Source organism: Muricauda sp. SCSIO 64092 (genome assembly GCF_023016285.1).
Classification (GTDB): Bacteria; Bacteroidota; Bacteroidia; order Flavobacteriales; family Flavobacteriaceae; genus Croceivirga.
Genome location: NZ_CP095413.1, coordinates 1,118,921 through 1,138,989, shown reverse-complemented (window position 1 = coordinate 1,138,989; position 20,069 = coordinate 1,118,921). Strand labels below are relative to the sequence as shown.

At 44.6% G+C, this 20,069-nt stretch carries 12 protein-coding genes and 1 pseudogene; 10 read left to right on the top strand and 3 right to left on the bottom strand.

Annotation, left to right across the window (positions count from 1 at the left end):
- Window positions 1-17 precede the first annotated feature (17 nt).
- Window positions 18-2,675, top strand: coding sequence for a translation initiation factor IF-2 (gene infB / locus L0P88_RS04755; protein WP_247133477.1), 2,658 nt, complete (start codon window positions 18-20; stop codon window positions 2,673-2,675).
- Between the two features lie 27 nt (window positions 2,676-2,702).
- On the opposite strand, the gene L0P88_RS04750 is transcribed toward infB, so the two are convergent.
- Window positions 2,703-3,074, bottom strand: a complete 372-nt coding sequence (locus L0P88_RS04750; RefSeq protein ID WP_247133476.1) for an SPOR domain-containing protein — start codon at window positions 3,072-3,074, stop codon at window positions 2,703-2,705.
- A gap of 232 nt (window positions 3,075-3,306) precedes the next feature.
- Between L0P88_RS04750 and L0P88_RS04745 the strand changes: the two genes are divergently transcribed.
- The 8 genes from L0P88_RS04745 to L0P88_RS04710 are packed head-to-tail and all read left to right on the top strand — an operon-like array spanning window position 3,307 to window position 15,077.
- Window positions 3,307-4,683, top strand: coding sequence for a c-type cytochrome (locus L0P88_RS04745; RefSeq protein WP_247134838.1), 1,377 nt, complete (start codon window positions 3,307-3,309; stop codon window positions 4,681-4,683).
- 30 nt (window positions 4,684-4,713) lie between these two features.
- On the top strand, window positions 4,714-7,812 hold the full coding sequence (locus tag L0P88_RS04740; RefSeq protein ID WP_247133475.1) for a TAT-variant-translocated molybdopterin oxidoreductase: 3,099 nt from the start codon (window positions 4,714-4,716) through the stop codon (window positions 7,810-7,812).
- Window positions 7,813-7,837: 25 nt separating this feature from the next.
- On the top strand, window positions 7,838-9,574 hold the full coding sequence (gene nrfD / locus L0P88_RS04735; RefSeq protein ID WP_247133474.1) for an NrfD/PsrC family molybdoenzyme membrane anchor subunit: 1,737 nt from the start codon (window positions 7,838-7,840) through the stop codon (window positions 9,572-9,574).
- A 10-nt stretch (window positions 9,575-9,584) separates the two neighbouring features.
- Window positions 9,585-10,106: a DUF3341 domain-containing protein gene (locus tag L0P88_RS04730; protein ID WP_158776953.1), complete on the top strand. Its 522-nt coding sequence runs from the start codon at window positions 9,585-9,587 to the stop codon at window positions 10,104-10,106.
- A gap of 7 nt (window positions 10,107-10,113) precedes the next feature.
- Window positions 10,114-10,683, top strand: a complete 570-nt coding sequence (locus L0P88_RS04725) for a c-type cytochrome (protein ID WP_247134837.1) — start codon at window positions 10,114-10,116, stop codon at window positions 10,681-10,683.
- A 9-nt stretch (window positions 10,684-10,692) separates the two neighbouring features.
- Window positions 10,693-12,051, top strand: coding sequence for a quinol:cytochrome C oxidoreductase (locus L0P88_RS04720; RefSeq protein ID WP_247133473.1), 1,359 nt, complete (start codon window positions 10,693-10,695; stop codon window positions 12,049-12,051).
- 24 nt (window positions 12,052-12,075) lie between these two features.
- Complete coding sequence (locus L0P88_RS04715; protein WP_247133472.1) at window positions 12,076-13,203, top strand: cytochrome c oxidase subunit II; 1,128 nt, start codon at window positions 12,076-12,078, stop codon at window positions 13,201-13,203.
- Between the two features lie 44 nt (window positions 13,204-13,247).
- Window positions 13,248-15,077, top strand: a complete 1,830-nt coding sequence (locus L0P88_RS04710) for a cbb3-type cytochrome c oxidase subunit I (protein WP_247133471.1) — start codon at window positions 13,248-13,250, stop codon at window positions 15,075-15,077.
- Window positions 15,078-15,205: 128 nt separating this feature from the next.
- Here L0P88_RS04710 and L0P88_RS04705 read toward each other — a convergent pair.
- Window positions 15,206-16,746, bottom strand: a pseudogene (locus tag L0P88_RS04705) (IS1182 family transposase).
- Between the two features lie 154 nt (window positions 16,747-16,900).
- Here L0P88_RS04705 and L0P88_RS04700 point away from each other — a divergent pair.
- Window positions 16,901-17,725: a GIN domain-containing protein gene (locus tag L0P88_RS04700; protein WP_247133470.1), complete on the top strand. Its 825-nt coding sequence runs from the start codon at window positions 16,901-16,903 to the stop codon at window positions 17,723-17,725.
- On the opposite strand, the gene L0P88_RS04695 is transcribed toward L0P88_RS04700, so the two are convergent.
- A complete protein-coding gene (locus tag L0P88_RS04695) occupies window positions 17,722-19,986 on the bottom strand; it encodes an acyl-CoA dehydrogenase (protein ID WP_247133469.1) in 2,265 nt (754 codons plus the stop codon). The two genes, L0P88_RS04700 and L0P88_RS04695, sit on opposite strands and share 4 nt — an antisense overlap.
- Window positions 19,987-20,069: the final 83 nt, after the last annotated feature.

Below are 20,069 nucleotides of genomic sequence, written 5' to 3'. Positions count from 1 at the left end.
GAGTACAGAAGTTTTTTATGGCAGACAACCCAACAATACGATTAAACAAGGTTCTACGTGAATTGAACATTTCATTGGATAGGGCAGTGGACTATCTGGTGTCTAAAGGGCATGAGATAGAGGCTCGGCCTACCACAAAAATTACCAATGAGGTGTATCAGGTATTGTTGGACGAATTCCAAACTGATGCCAGTAAAAAAGCAGCCTCCCAGGAAGTGGCAGAGGAAAAGCTAAAGGAGAAAGAGGAACTGCGTTTACAAATGGAGCGCGAACAGGAGGAGCGCAGATTGGCAAGGGAACGCAAGCAAGCGGCTTCAGAACAGGTCATCAAAGGAAAGGTAGAACTTGCAGGGCCAAAAACGGTGGGCAAGATCGATCTGGATAAAAAACCGGAACCTCCCAAGCCTAAGGAGGAGCCAGTTGTAAAAAAGGAAGAGCCTAAGCCCGTTAAAGTGGTTGAGGAGAAAAAGGTGGAAGAGAAACCTGCTGTTCCCGAAGAGCCAAAGGAACCGGAAACGATAACCACACAATACAAAAAACTTACAGGGCCAAAACTTACTGGGGCTAAGATCGATCTTAGCCAATTCAATAAGCCCAAGAAGAAAAAAGAGGAAAGCAAGCCCAACAACACGGGCCCAGGTTCGCCATCGGATCGAAAGAAGCGCAGAAAACGGATCATAAGTAAGAATGATGCCTCTGGGCCAGGGGGCAATCGTGGTCGTAATGGCAACAGAAAAGGTGGACAACGGCAAACCGTTGCCAAGGTAGAGCCTACCGAAGAGGAAATCCAGAAACAGGTACGGGAAACCTTGGAGAAGCTTCAAGGAAAGACCAATAAGGGCAAGGGAGCAAAGTACCGAAGGGAAAAACGGGATTTGCACAGGCAGCAATCCGAGAAGGAGCTTGAACAGCAGGAAAAGGAAAGTAAACTATTAAAGGTTACCGAGTTCGTCACCGTAAATGAGGTGGCCACTATGATGGATGTCTCCACTACTGAAATTATCTCGGCCTGTATGTCCTTGGGAATGATGGTGACCATGAACCAGCGTTTGGATGCCGAAACATTGTCCATCGTTGCAGAAGAGTTTGGGTACGAGGTGGAGTTTGTTACCGCTGAGATCGAAGAGTCCATCGAAATTGAACAGGATGCTCCGGAGGATTTGGAATCACGGGCACCGATCGTTACGGTAATGGGTCACGTAGACCATGGTAAAACCTCCTTACTGGATTACATACGTGAAGAAAATGTAATTGCAGGTGAAAGCGGTGGTATTACACAGCACATTGGGGCCTATGGGGTGACACTTGCTTCCGGGCAAAAAATTACGTTCCTGGATACACCCGGTCACGAAGCTTTTACGGCTATGCGGGCCAGGGGAGCACAGGTGACGGATATTGCCATTATTGTGGTAGCTGCGGATGACGATATCATGCCACAGACCAAAGAGGCAATTAGCCATGCTCAAGCCGCTGGAGTGCCCATTGTGTTTGCCATAAACAAAATTGATAAGCCCACGGCCAATCCGGATAAAATCAAGGAAGGTCTTGCGGGCATGAACCTTTTGGTAGAGGACTGGGGGGGTAAAATTCAATCCCATGACATTTCTGCAAAAACCGGACAAGGGGTAAAAGAACTCCTGGAAAAGGTGTTGCTCGAGGCTGAACTGTTGGAATTGCAGGCCAATCCCAATAGACTTGCGGCCGGAACCGTGGTTGAAGCGTTCCTGGATAAAGGTAGGGGTTATGTCTCCACCATATTGGTCCAGAACGGAACACTGGAAATTGGGGATTATGTTCTTGCCGGTACCTGCAGTGGTAAGGTGAAGGCAATGCAGGACGAGCGTGGAAAAAATATAAAAAAGGCAGGGCCCGCAACACCCATTTCCATTCTTGGATTGGATGGTGCGCCCCAGGCAGGGGATAAGTTCAATGTATTGGATGATGAACGTGAGGCAAAACAGATTGCTACAAAACGTTCCCAGTTGCAACGGGAACAGACCGTTCGTACGCAACGTCACATTACACTGGATGAAATTGGAAGACGAATTGCCCTTGGGGACTTCAAGGAACTGAACATCATCCTTAAAGGGGACGTGGATGGTTCCGTTGAGGCATTGACGGATTCCTTCCAAAAACTGTCCACAGATGAGATCCAGGTAAATATTATCCATAAGGGTGTGGGTGCCATTACGGAATCCGATGTGCTGCTGGCAAGTGCTTCGGATGCCATTATCATTGGGTTCAACGTAAGGCCAATGGGCAATGCCCGTACGGTAGCGGATAAAGAGGAAATAGATATCCGCACCTATTCCATTATCTATGATGCGATCAATGACCTTAAGGATGCCATGGAAGGTATGCTTTCCCCTGAAATGAAAGAGGAAATCACCGGTAATGCAGAAATAAGGGAAACCTTTAAAATATCCAAAATTGGTACCATCGCCGGTTGTATGGTGACCAGTGGAAAAATCTTCAGGAACTCCAAGATCCGTTTGATCAGGGATGGGGTTGTCGTCTTTAATGGGGAGTTGGCTTCCCTTAAACGATTCAAGGACGATGTCAAGGAGGTATCCAAAGGATATGACTGCGGATTACAGATCAAGAACTACAATGATATCCGAATTGGGGATATTGTAGAATCCTTCCAGGAAGTTGCGGTGAAGAAAAAACTGTAGGAAACGTGGTAACGGAAGCTCCAAATTTTATTTGGAATCGCTTTCCGGTTTTAAGAGCATGGCGCTTGGATACTTTTTTCGGACTTCGATAAATCGTCTTTCAGCTTCCAATGGGTCTTGAAACTTGCCCAAACGCACACGGTAAGTAGGTTCTTGAAACTCGATTTTTGAATACCACCCCGGGAAATCTATGTCCACCTGGGATTTAAGGTTCTGTGCTTTTTCATAGCTCCCAAAACCAACCTGTATCTGATAGAATCCCTTATTGGAATTTACCTTATTGTATACTCTGACCAATTGCTCAATCCTCGGATCTTGTTCAATAGTGACCACTCCTTCCTGTGCGTGGATGTATACGGCAATACACATGAAAAATAAAGTAAATACAGGTGCTTTCATAGTCTTAAAATATACAGCAAAAATCGCGTTTTGCAAAAGTAAAATAATGAAGGTTAAACATTTCTGAAAATTGCTATTTAGAATAGTTATAAATTATGTTGTAAGAATCCTTTAACATTTAAAAAAAGCTTGTAGTGTCGTATTTTTGTTCGCAATTTGAGCAACGGTGGTGCTAACATTTACAGTATCAACGCCAAATCCGTGCCAAAATTTTGATAGCAAGTATATTATGATGAAAAAGGTTTTTGACCGAGTTCAATTGACGAAAGTTTTTGGTCTAAGTTTACTGCTGATTTCCCAACTTTTTTCCATTCCCACTTTTGCGCAAGAAGAGTCCACTGCCGAACCTGTTGCTGAAGAGCAGACGGCCGATTTGGGTGGTGACCCCGTAAAGGGCAAACAGTTGTTCAATCAAAACTGTGCCGCCTGTCATGCTTTGAACCGCAAGATGACCGGACCGGCCTTGGCCAATGTGGAAAGTCGGTTGGCCGAAGAAGAAGGCTTGGACAAGGAATGGTTGTATGCTTGGATAAAGAATAGTGCCGGGATGATTGCTGCAGGGGATGCCTATGCCGTGCGTATTTACAATGAATACAACCAAGCGGCAATGACAGCCTTCCCAACCTTATCAAACGCGGATATTGACGACATACTTGCCTATACTGCGGCTCCACCTCCAGCACCTGCCGCCGCTGCTACTGCCGTGGCCGATACCGATGGGGATGGTGGTAATGCAAGTGGAATATCCAATGAAATGATCCTTGGGGCGTTGGCCGTTGTTTTTGCGCTCTTGGTGGTGATGTTGTTTTTGGTCAATCGCACGCTAAGAAGAATTGCCGAAGCCAATGGGGTGCAATTGGCCGAAGAATTGGACGGCGGACGTATACCCATTTGGAAAGCTTTTGCCCAGAACCAGTTTTTGGTTTTCTGCACGGTGGTGGTCTTTTTATTGGCCAGTGCCTATGGTGCTTTTGCGTGGATGTCCCAAATAGGTATTGACCAGGGATATGCCCCAATTCAACCCATTCATTATTCGCATAAAATTCACGCAGGGGACAATAAGATTGAATGTCAGTATTGCCATTCTTCGGCAAGGGTTTCCAAACATTCGGGAATCCCGTCGTTGAACGTTTGTATGAACTGTCACAAATCCATTTATGAATATAAGGGGAATCCAGAAGGGCCAAGTGCCGAGGATTTGGCCAATGGGTATACCAATGAGTTCTACACAAACGAAATCAAAAAATTATATAAAGCGGTTGGATGGGATGAGGAAAACCAGCGCTACACCGGTGAATCACAACCGGTGGAATGGGTAAGAATCCATAACCTTCCGGATTTCGCTTATTTCAATCACGCGCAGCATGTCACGGCAGGAAACATCGAATGTCAAACCTGTCACGGACCCGTTGAGGAAATGGAAATTATGTACCAATATTCCCCATTGACCATGGGTTGGTGTATCAATTGCCACCGGGAAACAGAGGTGCAGGTTGCTGACAATGGATATTACAAAAAAATCCATGAAGAACTCTCCAAAAAGTATGGGGTTGAGAAACTTACGGCAGCACAAATGGGTGGATTGGAATGTGGTAAGTGCCACTATTAATTTAACTTGAAGTTATTCTTACAAAACTATATGGCATCAAACAAGAAATATTGGAAGAGTGAGGCGGAATTGAATTCGACCGATTCCATTGTTGAGACGCTAAAACAAAACGAATTTGTGGAACATATTCCCGTGGATGATTTTCTTGGGGATAAGGAGAATTTGGAGGAATCCAGCACAACTAGAAGGGATTTCCTTAAATATGTGGGTTTTAGCACGGCTGCTGCTACTATGGCTGCTTGCGAAGGCCCCGTTCATAAGTCCGTTCCCTACGTCATCCAGCCGGAGAACATTGTCCCTGGTGTGGCCAATTACTATGCGACCACAATCGCAGATGGATTTGATTTTGCCAGTATTTTGGTAAAAACGCGGGAAGGACGACCGATTCTCATAAAGAATAATGATAGGGCTTCAGTACTTGGAGGCGCTAATGCCAGGGTGAATGCTTCCGTCCTTTCTTTGTACGACAAAAAGAGGGTTCAGGGCCCAATGGCCAATGGTGAATTCATGGAATGGGATGTTCTTGATGCCACTGTAAAGGCCAAATTGGCGGGATTACAGAACTCGGGCAAACAGGTGGCATTATTGACGCAAACCTACGCAAGTCCTTCCACTTCCAAATTGGTTTCCGAGTTTTCCGAGGCATTTGGAAATGTGAACCATGTTACATACGATGCCATTTCTGAAGATGCTGCCTTAAATGCATTTGAGGCCATGTATGGTGAGCGGGCCTTGGTGGATTACGATTTTAGCAAAGCTGAACTTATTGTTTCCTTTGCGGCTGATTTCCTAGGGGATTGGCAAGGCGGGGGATATGATTCGGGATATGCCAAAGGCAGGGTCCCCCATAACGGAAAGATGTCGCGTCATGTCCAGATAGAGTCCAATATGTCATTGTCCGGTGCCAATGCAGATGCCCGTTTGCCCATGAAGCCTTCGGAAATTAGAACAGGCTTGGCAAAATTGTATGGTAAACTGAATGGCAGTACCGTTGGTGGTGGCAATTCTGATATAGATGCTACCGTTGATGCCATTGCATCGGAAATAAGAAAAGCAGGGAGCAAGGCCGTAGTGGTCTGCGGTTTGAATGATATTAATGCGCAAATGGTAACATTGGCGATTAATAAACTGCTCCAAAGCGAAGCATTTGACACGGAAAAACCCCGTTATATCCGAGCTGGAAATACAGCAGAAGTGGATAAGCTCATTGCGGATATGAATGCCGGTAGAATTGGCGCACTTATTATTGACGGTGTCAATCCGGTTTATTCATTGCCCAATGCCGCAGATTTTGTTGAAGGTCTGGGAAAAGTGGATTTGTCCGTTTATTTTGCCTTGAACAATGATGAAACGGCCCAGTCCGTATCCCATGTGGCTGCCGCTTCACACTATTTGGAATCGTGGGGGGATGCCGAGTTGAAAAAAGGTCATTTGAGCCTCATGCAACCGGTAATCCGGGAATTGTTTGATACAAGACAATTTCAAACCTGTCTATTGAATTGGATGGGCGGCGAAATGTCTTATCGTGAATATGTGAAAGAGAACTGGACAAATTCCTACCTAAATGGTTTTGGGTGGAATAAAGCCCTTCAAGATGGTGTTTTTACGGTTGCCATGAGTGATGGTGCCGATGAAAGCGCCGTTGAACCCAATGAAGAGGCAACCGGAGAGGAAACCATGATTTCCTCATTGTCCTCCGCATTACGTTCATTGACGAGTACAGCCGATTCCAGTATGGAACTGACACTATATTCCAAAGTGGGTATGGGTGACGGGAAACAAGCCAATAATCCTTGGTTGCAAGAGTTCCCCGATCCAATTACCCGTGTTACCTGGGATAACTATATCACCATTTCCAAAGCTGATGCGGAGGAACTTGGATTGGAAAATTATAATGTTGCCAATGGTGGTCTCGATGGAAGCTATGCAAACGTAACCGTGGATGGTACTACATTGGAAAATATTCCCGTAATCATTCAGCCGGGTCAGGCCAAGGGAACAGCAGGTCTGTCCTTCGGTTACGGAAGAATGGCCGGGATGCAAGAGGAAATGCAAACTGGTGTCAACGCTTTTCCATTGTACAGGAATTTTAATGATGTTCAATCCGTTTCCATCTCAAAGGCAAGTGGGGTACATGAATTTGCCTGTATCCAATTGCACAATACGTTGATGGGCCGTGGGGATATCATCAAAGAAACGACTTTAAAGGAATTCAACACTGAGGAACCCCATGTTTGGAATCCCGTTCCGCAGGTTTCCCTGGACCATCAGGAAGTGCCTGCAACTACCGTGGATTTATGGGAGAGTTTTGATCGATCTATAGGACACCACTTTAACATGTCGATCGATTTAAATGCATGTACCGGATGTGGAGCGTGTGTCATTGCCTGTCATGCGGAAAACAATGTGCCTGTAGTTGGAAAAAAGGAAATGCGTCTTTCGCGTGATATGCATTGGTTGCGTATTGATAGGTATTACTCTTCGGAAGATACTTTTGAAAATGACGTAGAGGAGAAGGATACTGCAGCGGAGGGGTATAAAAACACGATGTTGGCCCTCGAAAATCCTGCAGCCAACCCTCAGGTGGCCTTCCAGCCCGTAATGTGTCAGCATTGTAATCATGCACCTTGCGAGACCGTTTGTCCGGTAGCGGCTACTGCCCACAGTAAACAGGGACACAACCATATGGCATATAACCGTTGTGTGGGAACACGCTATTGTGCCAACAACTGTCCTTATAAAGTAAGACGTTTCAACTGGTTCTTATACAACAATAATGACGAGTTTGATTTCTATATGAACAACGACTTGGGCAAAATGGTGTTGAATCCGGACGTCAATGTACGTTCCAGGGGTGTTATGGAGAAATGCTCTTGGTGTATCCAGATGACCCAAAAGACCATTTTGGATGCCAAGAAAGAAGGCCGGGAGGTTAAGGATGGAGAGTTCCAAACGGCATGTTCCTCTGCCTGTAGCAGTGGGGCCATTGTTTTTGGGGACGTGAATGACAAAGAAAGCAAAGTGGCCAAGTTGAAGAAGGATGACAGAATGTATCACTTATTGGAACATGTGGGGACACAACCCAATGTGTTCTATCATGTTAAAGTGAGAAATACCAACGAGGCATAACCAATAAAAATTAGAATACGCTAATATGGCATCGCATTACGAAGCACCTATACGCAGACCCCTTGTACTGGGAGACAAAGGCTACCACGACGTTTCCGTGGATATTGCCAGACCGGTGGAAGGCAAGGCCAATAAGCAATGGTGGATAGTTTTTTCCATTGCTTTGGTCGCATTTTTATGGGGATTGGGTTGTATCATTTATACCATTTCAACAGGAATTGGGGTCTGGGGCCTCAACAAAACGGTAAACTGGGCATGGGACATTACCAACTTCGTATGGTGGGTAGGTATTGGTCATGCGGGAACCTTGATTTCAGCGGTATTATTGCTGTTCCGTCAAAAATGGCGTATGGCGATCAACCGTTCTGCAGAGGCCATGACCATTTTCTCCGTAATCCAGGCTGGATTGTTCCCTATTATCCATATGGGGCGTCCGTGGTTGGCGTACTGGGTATTACCCATTCCAAACCAATTTGGATCGCTATGGGTGAATTTTAACTCCCCACTGCTTTGGGACGTTTTTGCGATTTCAACCTACCTTTCCGTTTCCCTGGTTTTCTGGTGGACAGGATTGCTCCCGGACTTTGCCATGATTCGTGATAGGGCGGTAAAACCCTTCCAAAAGAAAATATACAGTTTGCTAAGTTTTGGATGGACTGGTCGGGCCAAAGATTGGCAACGCTTTGAAGAAGTGTCCTTGGTATTGGCCGGTTTGGCCACCCCACTTGTACTTTCCGTACATACCATTGTATCCTTTGACTTCGCCACATCGGTAATACCAGGTTGGCATACCACCATATTCCCACCCTATTTCGTTGCAGGAGCGATATTCTCAGGTTTTGCCATGGTACAGACCTTGCTGATCATCATGCGAAAAGTTTGTAATCTCGAGGCATACATCACCGTTCAGCATATTGAATTAATGAACATCGTAATCATGATTACGGGCTCCATTGTGGGATGTGCCTATATTACGGAATTGTTCATTGCATGGTATTCCGGAGTGGAATATGAACAATATGCCTTCCTTAACAGGGCTACGGGGCCTTACTGGTGGGCCTATTGGTCCATGATGACCTGTAATGTTTTCTCACCACAATTTATGTGGTTCAAAAAATTACGTACCAGTATCATGTTCTCCTTCTTCATTTCCATTGTGGTGAATATAGGAATGTGGTTTGAGCGTTTTGTGATTATCGTCACTTCCTTGCATAGGGATTACCTGCCGTCCTCATGGACCATGTTTTCCCCAACTTTTGTGGATATCGGAATATTTATTGGAACGATTGGATTCTTTTTTGTCCTGTTCTTATTGTATTCCAGAACCTTCCCAGTAATTGCACAAGCCGAGGTGAAATCGATATTGAAGTCATCAGGTGCAAGGTACAAGGCGCTACGGGAAGCTGGACAGCCATTGTATACCATGCCTGCGAGAGGTAAGATTGTGGAAGTGGAAATGGATGCGGGTCATGCCGATGAACCGCTCCCGGAAGTGGCAATGGCAGGTGTTTCCATAAACCGATTATTGTCGAGCATCGGAAGTTTTGATACCAAGACACAAACCCCGGACGATTTAAAAAAGGTAAAGGGCATTGGTCCTTTGATGGAAAAAACATTGAATAAAATTGGCATTTTCTCCTTTTTACAGGTAAGTAAGATGACCGCAAAAGAATACGATTTGTTGGATTCGATTACAGGGTCCTTCCCTGGAAGGGCGCAACGTGATGATTGGGCAGGACAAGCTAAAAAATTGATAAACTAAGATTAGATAAATGGCATCAACCACATTTAGGGCATTGTACGATGATGACGACTTGCTGATGCATGCCGTTAAAAAGTTACGTTCCGAAAAATATCATATCGAGGAAGTGTATACCCCCTTTCCGGTCCATGGGCTGGATAAGGCCATGGGATTGGCGGATACTAGGATCGCGATAACCTCCTTTTTATACGGATGTTTGGGATTGGCTGTGGCTATTACCATGATGAACTACATCATGATTCAGGACTGGCCGCAGGACATCGGTGGTAAACCCAGTTTTAGCTATCTGGAAAATATGCCAGCCTTTGTCCCCATTATGTTTGAGATGACGGTATTCTTCGCTGCGCACCTCATGGTAATTACCTTTTACCTACGAAGCAAAATGTGGCCGTTTAAAAAAGCGGAGAATCCAGATATTAGAACAACGGATGACCGTTTTTTGGTGGAGGTTGCTGTTGGAAACGATGAAGAAGCCTTAAAAGAATTGCTATTGGACACCGGTGCTGTGGAAGTACAAGTGCCAAAAAAGTAAGACTATGATAAAAAGTAGCATTAAAATCGGGTTGATCTTTTTCCTTTTGGTAGGGATTACCTCATGTTTTGACAAAAACCAACCCAACTACCAATACATGCCCAATATGTACGAACCTGTGGGGTATGAAACCTATCAAGGGGACGATAATGGTCTTTTCCCCCAAGGTACGGCAGCTTTGCTTCCGGCGGAGGGCACGGTATCCAGGGAGTGGCTTCCCTATGAGTTTGACAACTCCATAGAAGGTAAGGAATTGGCAAGATTACAACCAAGCCCGCTGGATTCCTTGAATCGTGAGGAGAACCTGGTCAAGGGGAAGGAATTATATGATGTGTATTGTGCCATTTGCCATGGGAACAAAGGTGCGGGACAGGGTACTTTGGTAAAACGCGAAAAAATATTGGGTGTCCCCAGTTACGCTGATGTTGCCAGGAACATTACCGTTGGAAGTACCTACCATACCATGTACTATGGATTGAATTCCATGGGCTCCTACGCTTCCCAGTTTAGTTCAGAGGAAGAAATGTGGCAAGTTTCGGAGTATGTTATGCAATTAAAAGAAGACCTATCCAAATAAGCAATAGGAATGAAATATACCTTTTCAAATAGATTAAAAATTGGGTCGTACATAGCAATGGGCCTTGGCTTAGTGATGCTTATTGCTGGATTTATGAATACCCCCGCCAACGTGGAGGAGGCCAAGGCAATGGTCGCGGCTGCCCATTCCGATGGTCATGGTGGACATGGTGGCGATGCACATGCCGATCAAACCAACGCGATGGCTTCCCATGACGGGGAACATACCGAAGAGGCAGCAGGCCATGGCGAAGGGCATAGTGCCTCCCATGACGAACACGTGTACCATCAATTAAAGAACAGGCCATGGTCGGCCTTATATGTAGCGGCCTTCTTTTTCTTTATGATATCACTTGGAACACTTGCCTTTTATGCGGTCAACAGGGCTGCGCAGGCAGGTTGGGCTCCTTTGCTGTTTAGGGTCATGGAAGGGATAACCGCCTATTTGGTCCCGGGGGGAATCATAGTATTCGTGTTATTGGTACTATCCGTATTGCACTTTAACCATATGTTCACCTGGATGGATGCGGAAGTTGTTGCCCATGACGCATTATTGCAAGGAAAACAGGGGTATTTAAATCCTACATTTTTCTTGATCAGGGCTGCTATTTTCCTTGGTGGATGGATTGCTTACCGCCAGATTTCAAGAAAATTGAGCTTGGCCCAGGACAAGGCGGATGATGATTCCAATTTCAAAAAGAACTTTAGATGGTCTGCAGGATTCTTGGTATTCTATTTGATATCGGAATCCATGATGTCATGGGATTGGATCATGAGTTTGAATCCTCACTGGTTCAGTACGCTTTTTGGATGGTATGTATTTGCCAGTATGTTCGTTTCTGGGATTACCGTAATAGCAATGGTAACCATCTATCTAAAATCCAAAGGATACCTGCAGGAAGTGAACGATAGCCATATCCACGATTTGGCCAAATTTATGTTTGGCATAAGCATCTTTTGGACGTATTTGTGGTTTAGTCAGTTTATGTTGATATGGTATGCGAATATCCCCGAAGAGGTCACCTATTTCGTTACTCGAATAGAACATTATAAACTGCCATTCTTTGGTATGTTGGCACTTAATTTTATCTTTCCACTATTAGTGTTGATGAACAGTGACTACAAACGTGTAAATTGGTTCGTAATTATGACGGGAATCATTATTTTGTTTGGACATTATATGGATGTATTCAACATGGTAATGCCCGCAACCGTTGGTGAGAACTGGCATCTTGGAATACCCGAAATAGGTGGGATATTGTTCTTTGGTGGTTTGTTTGTCTTTTGGACGTTCACAGCCCTTACCAAAGAAGAATTGATGCCGAAACGTAATCCATTTATTGAAGAAAGTAGACATTTCCATTACTAAAAAGCGGAAGAGAAAAATTAAGAAATGACGACATTATTAGTTTTAACGGTTCTTGTTTTGGTGGCTATTGCCATCTGGCAATTGACCAAAATATTTGAATTGTCTCAATTACGAGTAGATGCTTCAAAATCGGAAATTGCAAATGATTCCGATAATAGGGCCAATGGATACCTATTGTTCCTCTTTTTGATATTCATATACGGTATCACCATATTTAGCTTTGCAAAGTACACCAAGGTGCTGTTACCAGAAGCAGCCTCTGCCCACGGTGGGGAATACGATACATTGATGTGGATTTCCTTCGCCGTAATTTTCTTTGTGCAGACCATTACCCAGGCATTGCTTCATTATTTCGGTTACAAATACAGAGGGGAGAAGGGAAAAAAGGCACTATTTTATGCCGATAATGACAGATTGGAGTTTATTTGGACCATCATCCCGGTTATTGTGCTCGCAGGCTTGATTATCTCCGGACTCTACTATTGGACTGAGATTATGGATGTGAACGAAGAAGATGACCCCTTGATTGTAGAGCTATATGCCCAACAGTTTAATTGGACCGCGAGGTATGGGGGGCAGGACAATGTTTTGGGTGATGCCAGTGTTCGATTGATAGACATTAATAGGGCCAACGTTTTGGGATTGGATGAATCCGACCCCAATGCCACGGATGACATTATAGTAAAGGAATTATATCTTCCCGTTGGAAGAAAAGTGAATTTTTACATGCGTTCCCAAGACGTATTGCATTCGGCTTATATGCCGCACTTTAGGGCGCAAATGAACTGTGTGCCGGGAATGATCACACAGTTTTCTTTCACCCCAACCATCACAACGGAAGAAATGAGACTGAACCCGGATGTGGTTGACAAAGTAAAACGGACCAATCAATTAAGGGCGAAATGGGCTGCCGAAGGAAGGCCCAATTCGGACCCATGGGAATTTGATTATGTCTTACTTTGCAATAAAATCTGTGGTAAATCGCACTACAATATGCAAATGAAAATTGTGGTGGTTACCGAAGATGAATACAATGATTGGATGGCTGAACAAAAAACGTTTACAGAAACGCTCTTGGCCGCCAATGGAGGGGAAGAAAAAGCTCCTTTGGAAAATATGGAAACAGCGGAAGTTGTCGCCATAAACGAATAATGAATTGCTAGAAAAAGAAATACGAACAAAAAATCAATTGGATTATGTCTGCAGTAGCACACGAACATGTTGATGGACATGCACATGATGATCACGGACATCATCACAAGGAAACATTTATTACCAAGTACATCTTTAGTCAGGACCATAAGATGATTGCCAAACAATACCTCATAACCGGGGTATTGGTCATGGGATTCATTGGTATTGCAATGTCACTCATATTTAGGATGCAGTTGGCCTGGCCTGGGGAGTCCTTCGCAATCTTTGAAACCTTTCTTGGAAAATGGGCCCCTGGGGGTGTCATGGATGCAGACGTCTACCTGGCTTTGATTACCATGCACGGAACCATTATGGTGTTCTTTGTATTAACGGCAGGATTGAGCGGTACATTCAGTAACCTATTGATACCATTGCAAATAGGGGCAAGGGATATGGCTTCGGGCTTTTTAAATATGGTTTCCTATTGGTTGTTCTTCGTTTCAACCGTACTTATGGTGATTTCCTTGTTCGTGGAAGCCGGGCCTGCGGCAGCGGGTTGGACCATTTACCCTCCACTAAGTGCCTTACCCATGGCACAACCGGGTTCAGGTTTGGGGATGACATTGTGGTTGCTTTCAATGACCATATTCATTGCGTCCTCCCTTTTGGGATCACTGAACTATATTGTGACCGTCTTAAACCTTAGAACCAAGGGGATGTCCATGACAAGGCTTCCTTTGACCATTTGGGCATTTTTTGTTACTGCAATTATCGGTGTAATTTCTTTCCCGGTATTGCTTTCGGCAGGTTTATTGTTGTTGATGGACAGAAGTTTTGGAACCTCCTTCTTCTTATCGGATATTTTCATTCAAGGTGAAGTACTCCATTATCAAGGGGGGTCACCTGTCCTGTACGAACACTTGTTTTGGTTCCTGGGCCACCCAGAGGTATATATTGTATTATTGCCTGCTTTGGGGATTACCTCCGAGGTAATGGCAACAAATGCCAGAAAACCCATATTCGGTTATCGGGCAATGGTTGCTTCCATTCTGGCCATTGCATTCCTATCCACTATAGTTTGGGGTCACCATATGTTCATTTCTGGAATGAATCCGTTCTTAGGTTCCGTATTCACCTTTACCACATTGCTTATTGCCATTCCCTCGGCAGTAAAGGCGTTTAATTATATCACGACCTTATGGAAAGGAAATCTTCAGTTGAACCCGGCGATGCTGTTTTCCATTGGTTTGGTATCTACCTTTATCACCGGCGGTCTTACCGGAATCATTTTAGGGGACAGTACTTTGGATATCAATGTGCATGATACTTATTTTGTCGTGGCACACTTCCATTTGGTTATGGGTATTTCTGCGCTTTATGGACTGTTTGCAGGGGTTTACCATTGGTTCCCGAAAATGTTCCAAGGTAGGATGATGAATAAGAACCTCGGTTATATCCATTTCTGGATAACCGCTATATGTGCCTATGGAATTTTCTTTCCAATGCATTTTGTAGGTATGGCTGGAGTACCAAGACGATACTATGAGAACACGGCCTTCCCCATGTTTGACGAATTGACCAATGTCCAGGTTTTAATGACGGTGTTTGCCATTATTGCGGGATTGGCCCAGCTAATTTTCGTTTACAACTTTATAAACAGTATTTTTTATGGTAAGAGAGGGCCTTTGAATCCTTGGAGTTCCAATACCTTGGAGTGGACGGCACCGCAAAAGCATATCCATGGAAACTGGCCCGGCAAAATTCCGGAAGTCCACCGTTGGGCATATGATTACAGTAAAACCTATGAAAATGGGGACTATATAATTCCAGGGCAGGATTTTGTCCCACAACATATTCCTTTACAGGAAAATGAGGAAGAACTCAACCATTAGGTTTACCTAAAAACAAAAAGAGGTCGTCTAGAAAGTAATTTTTAGGCGACTTTTTTTGTTTGTCCTATTTTCTGGATTTGGGAAGTTATTTTTCCGTTTGTTTATGGTTGAAGGGTTCAAGGTTGGTTTCAAAGGGCCAGACTTAGCTTTTTGAGGTTATGTGCCATTGCAATGAGTCCAAATTCGGTCTCTACCTTTTCGATCCCCCTTAACATAAAGCGTTTGAATGCCATGTTCTGCTTTATGTTTCCAAAAATGGCCTCTATGTCCCAGCACCTTTGTTTGCGGTGGGCGATACCATCTTCGGAGAGCAGTTTTTCCCTTGCCCTTTGTTTGTGGCGTTCCAGGTTATGGTTGCGTTCCACGACCCTATTGCCTTTGGCCTTGTGGCAGGGGGGCGGATGGGACATCCCGAACAGTTTTTGGCCTGGTATTGGTGTATGGTCTGTAGGTATCCCTTCTTAGTGGTCCGTTGAAAGCTTCCAATATGGGTCATCCCTTGACCCATAGGGCAATAATAGGTGTCGGTTTGTTCATTATAATGGAGCTTGTCCACGGTAAAGGGCTTTTTGACCTTGCCCGACTTGGCCTCCTGTTGTTCTTTGTGGAAATAATTGTACTTGACAAAGGCATCGATGCCCTGATCTTCCATCTTTTGATAGTTTTCCTCACTGCCATAGCCTGAGTCAGCGGTCACCCTTCCCGGCATTTGGCCAAAACTGCTTTGGTGTTCTTCAAGGTGGCCGGGAAGTGTTGTAGTGTCGGTAGGGCTTTGTTCCAAAGTGTAATTGACAAGGAACTGGTTGTTGGATGACCCCTGGATGTTGTAGCCCGCTTTCAACTGTCCGTTCTTCATATGGTCATCCTTCATCCGCATGAAGGTGGCATCGGGGTCGGTCTTGCTGTAACTGCCACGATTGCCAAGTATCTTATCCTGCTCATTGTACTTGGCCACTTTGTCCGGCCAGTTCTTCTTGGCATAGGTGAGCTTCTGCTTTACCTTCTTGTCCACTTCCTTATCCTTAAGGGCATCATTAATGGTATCGACGGTTTTGGTTACTTCTTCAGGGTCAATGGCCGCGAAGCTTGGCTCATTGGGCAATTGTTCCTCTTGGGCATATACCTTCTCGACATACGACCATAGTTCCCTTAACTGCTTCTCGATACGCCTGCGCGAGGTCTTGGTCCCCTTTGCCCAGACAAAGGTGTAACGGTTGGCATTGGCCTCTATCTTGGTGCCGTCCACATAAATGTCCCTCAGGCTTAGGTAGCCCTGCTCGGCCAACAGTGCCACCACTTGGTTGAATATGGCCTTGAACCTGCCCTTGAGCCTTCCTGAACGGAAGTTGTTTATCGTATTGTGGTCAGGGATGGAACAGCCCGAGAGCCACATAAAGTGTACATTCTCCGATAAGGCCCGTTCTATCTTGCGTGAGGAGTAAAGGTTACGCAAATAGGCATAGACCAATATCTTCAACAGTACCTTAGGATGGTAGCTGGATGTGCCGCCTCCCTTATAGGTGGCCTCCAAACCGCCCAGATCTATACTTTCCAAAATTGTGTTGACAACACGGACCGGGTGGTTCACCGGTACTAAATCGTCATAACTCGGCGGCAATAGGCTCAATTGGGATTGGGAATCGGTCTTCCAGACTTGTTTTCGGCTCATAACCTGAAGTTACTATCCTTTGGGTCCAAAACAAAAAAAAGAGACTGTCTTTTTAGACAGCCTCTTTTTGTTTATAATGGCACGGATTTTTCATTCAACAAAAAATGTATCCTTGTTTTTTTCGTTATTTTAAAGAAGCACTTAATATTGAAATATGAAAAGATTCATTTCCATCTTCTTTTTGGTGATGCCCCTACTCCTGATTTCACAGCGGCAACCGAAAATTAAGGGAAACCGTTCGGTAACTGAAGTCAGTGAACAATTACCTGCTTTTACGGCCATTGAATTGTCCCACAATTTGGACATAAAACTTAAAAAGTCCTTCGGTGAAGGCTACGAAATAATCGCGGACGATAATTTGGTGGATGTTTTAAAGTTTGATGTGGTGGACAGTACCTTGGTTATTTCCTCATTCTATGATATTGTATCCAAAAAGAAGTTGGAGATAACGGTAAATTACAGGGAGTTAATGGCCATTACGGTAAAAGAAGGGAAAGTTTTTAGCAACGAGGTCATTTCTTCAGATGAACTTTATTTGAACACATTCGGGAATGCCGAACTGGATATCGAGGCGAGTGGATTTATGGCCAATGTAAATGCGGAAGATAATAGTACCATGAACCTGAATTTGGATATCGATTCGCTTAATGTAAGTATGAAGCATAAAACCGACGGTGTCATTTATGCGGTAAGCGGGGCAAAAAACATCAATTTGGAAGACAGTACCTCACTCACATTGGAAGGAACTACGGAGAGCTTACGGGCAGAGATGAAAACCAATACAAAGCTAAAAGCGGATAAACTTGAGGCGGCGGAAGTAGACCTAACCATCAAGGAATCCGGATTTGCCCGTATCAATGCCTATAGGACGTTTACTTTAAAATCCAGTGGAAACGCCAAAACCCATCTTTATGGAAACCCTAAAGTTGCCGTGGAGGAATTTCTGGATACTTCCCAATTGCTAAAGAAAGGGGACTAACTCGCTATGGGGGCCGTCATTAAATGTTCTGGAATTCCAAAACCTTCCACCAAAGCTTTGACATAGGGCCTGAGTTCCGAACTTAGGCGTTCTACACGCTGTCTAATGGCTTTGGATTTTGTGCTTCCGAAATAACCTTGCTCCAAATACCAGTCGGCATCTTTTCGGAGGGTATATAACGAATGAAGTGCCCCAATTTGATAAAACAGGTTTTTGTATTCCCCTTCTTCCATACCATCGATCTTGTCATAATACCAGGTAAGGGCAAGAACTGCACTGTAGGCTTTACCAACTTCCAACAAATGGGTTTGTGTCTTTAAAAAAGCCTGGTAACTCGGAATACCTTTCTTAATGTAATTTCTAATGCGCATTGCCGCGGTATAGGTCAAGCGGCGTAATCTAAAGTCCAATGCGTGCAAATGAAACTTAGGGTTGTAGAGGTGTTCACTATCCACTTTGTTGGAGTACATGGGGTTTATGGTGGTTAATTTATCGGAGAGTTGGCTCCGCAAGAATTTCAATACACTGGTAAATCCCCCCGAATTGAATTCAGCATTAAAATCCGATAATACCCCTTTGGCGGCCAATTGTAAGAGCACGGTATTGTCCCCTTCAAAAGTGGTAAAGATGTCCGAATCATTTTTTAAGTCCCCAATGCGGTTCTCCAGTAAATAACCCTTTCCACCGCAAGCTTCCCGGCTTTCTTGGATTGCCGCCGAAGAAAACCAGGTGATGATTGCTTTGAGTCCCGCAACTTGGGTTTCTATTTTGCGTTTATCATCGGATGTATTGGAAGCATACTCCGCCATGGCCCGTTGCAGGGCAAAGTGATAAACATAGCAGCTGGCCACCCTTGGAATAAGTCTTAGTTGGTGGGTTGGATAGTCCATCAACAAGTCTTCCTGAATTTTAATCGAGTCGTTGAATTGGCGTCTTTTTAAACTGTGCTTTACCGCTATGGCCAGTGCCATTTTTGCGGCTGCCAAAGCCCCTTTTGCAACACAAATGCGTCCCCCGACCAAGGTGCCCAGCATGGTGAAAAATCGTTTGTTCGGATTTTTTATTCGGGATTGATAGTTTCCATCCGAAGCGATGCCCCCGTAGTTGTCCAAAAGGTTTTCTACGGGAACTTTTACCTGGTGGAACCAAATCTTTCCGTTGTCCACCCCATTAAGACCAAGTTTGTATCCATTGTCCGCTATACGGATTCCTTGAAGTTCTTCGTGTTTGTCATCCCTCAAGGGTACCAAAATAGCGTGTACACCTTCGTTTTTGCCGTTCACCAACAGTTGGGCAAAAACAGTGGCCATTTTGGAATGTAAGGCGTTACCAATGTATTCCTTGTTATCATTTTCCCCTGGGGTATGTATAACAATGGCCCTTTCCTTATGGATATAGGTAGCCGTAGTATTGATGCCGCGGACATTACTTCCATGACCTGTTTCCGTCATGGCAAAACACCCCAGGAGATTGGCACTACCTGCCTTTGTCAAATAGCGCCTGCGTTGTTCATCATTTCCCAGACTTTGGATACTCCCACCAAAAAGCCCGAACTGGACTCCAAATTTCACGCCCAAACTACCATCTACAAACATGAGGTGTTCGAATATGGTGGCGTAGTTTTCCATATCATTTCTTCCTCCATAGGCCTCCGGATAACCGTACGCTCCCCACCCATCTTTGGCCAAGTGGTTCAGTTGTTTCAGGACTATGGCCCGCGCATCTTCTTTTGAACGATGGACGGCCCAGCTATAGAGGTCATTTTTAAGGTAGTTTCTAAAGTCTTGGACAACCTCCCATCCTTTTTGGTTTAGAATTTGATCTAGGTCCCCCGGGTTGTATCGATCGGAATTGATTTGATGTACTACGGTAACATTGAACAAATGGTTGTAGTGGTTGGGCTGTATGCCTAGAGTTCGCTCTATATATTGTAAATATTCATTGGGATCGCCCTTATGGGTAAAGTGCTGGGCCACTTTACGGGAAAAGGTTTCCAAGGGATAGATTTCGGATTCCACCAATGTTGCTTTGCTGGAGGTAATCAAGGTTTGCCAGGATTTAATTTCGGAGTTGTTGGGTGGATTGGAACGGTCCAGCCAAGACCACAATTGTGCTTTTTCCTTTTCGTTGAGTGAGGGGTCTGATGTAATGGCCTTTTGTACCACTTGAATTTCGGAAGCAGACAACAAATCGTCTGACCAAATCACGTAAAAGAAAGGGATATAGGGTAAAATTCCCTTGGGATAAACTGTATTCGTCATGCACTGAAAATACAACAAAAACCGTTGTTTGCCATCCCTTTATAATTTGAAATGCTTATGGCCTAATTGCCTTATCTTTGGGT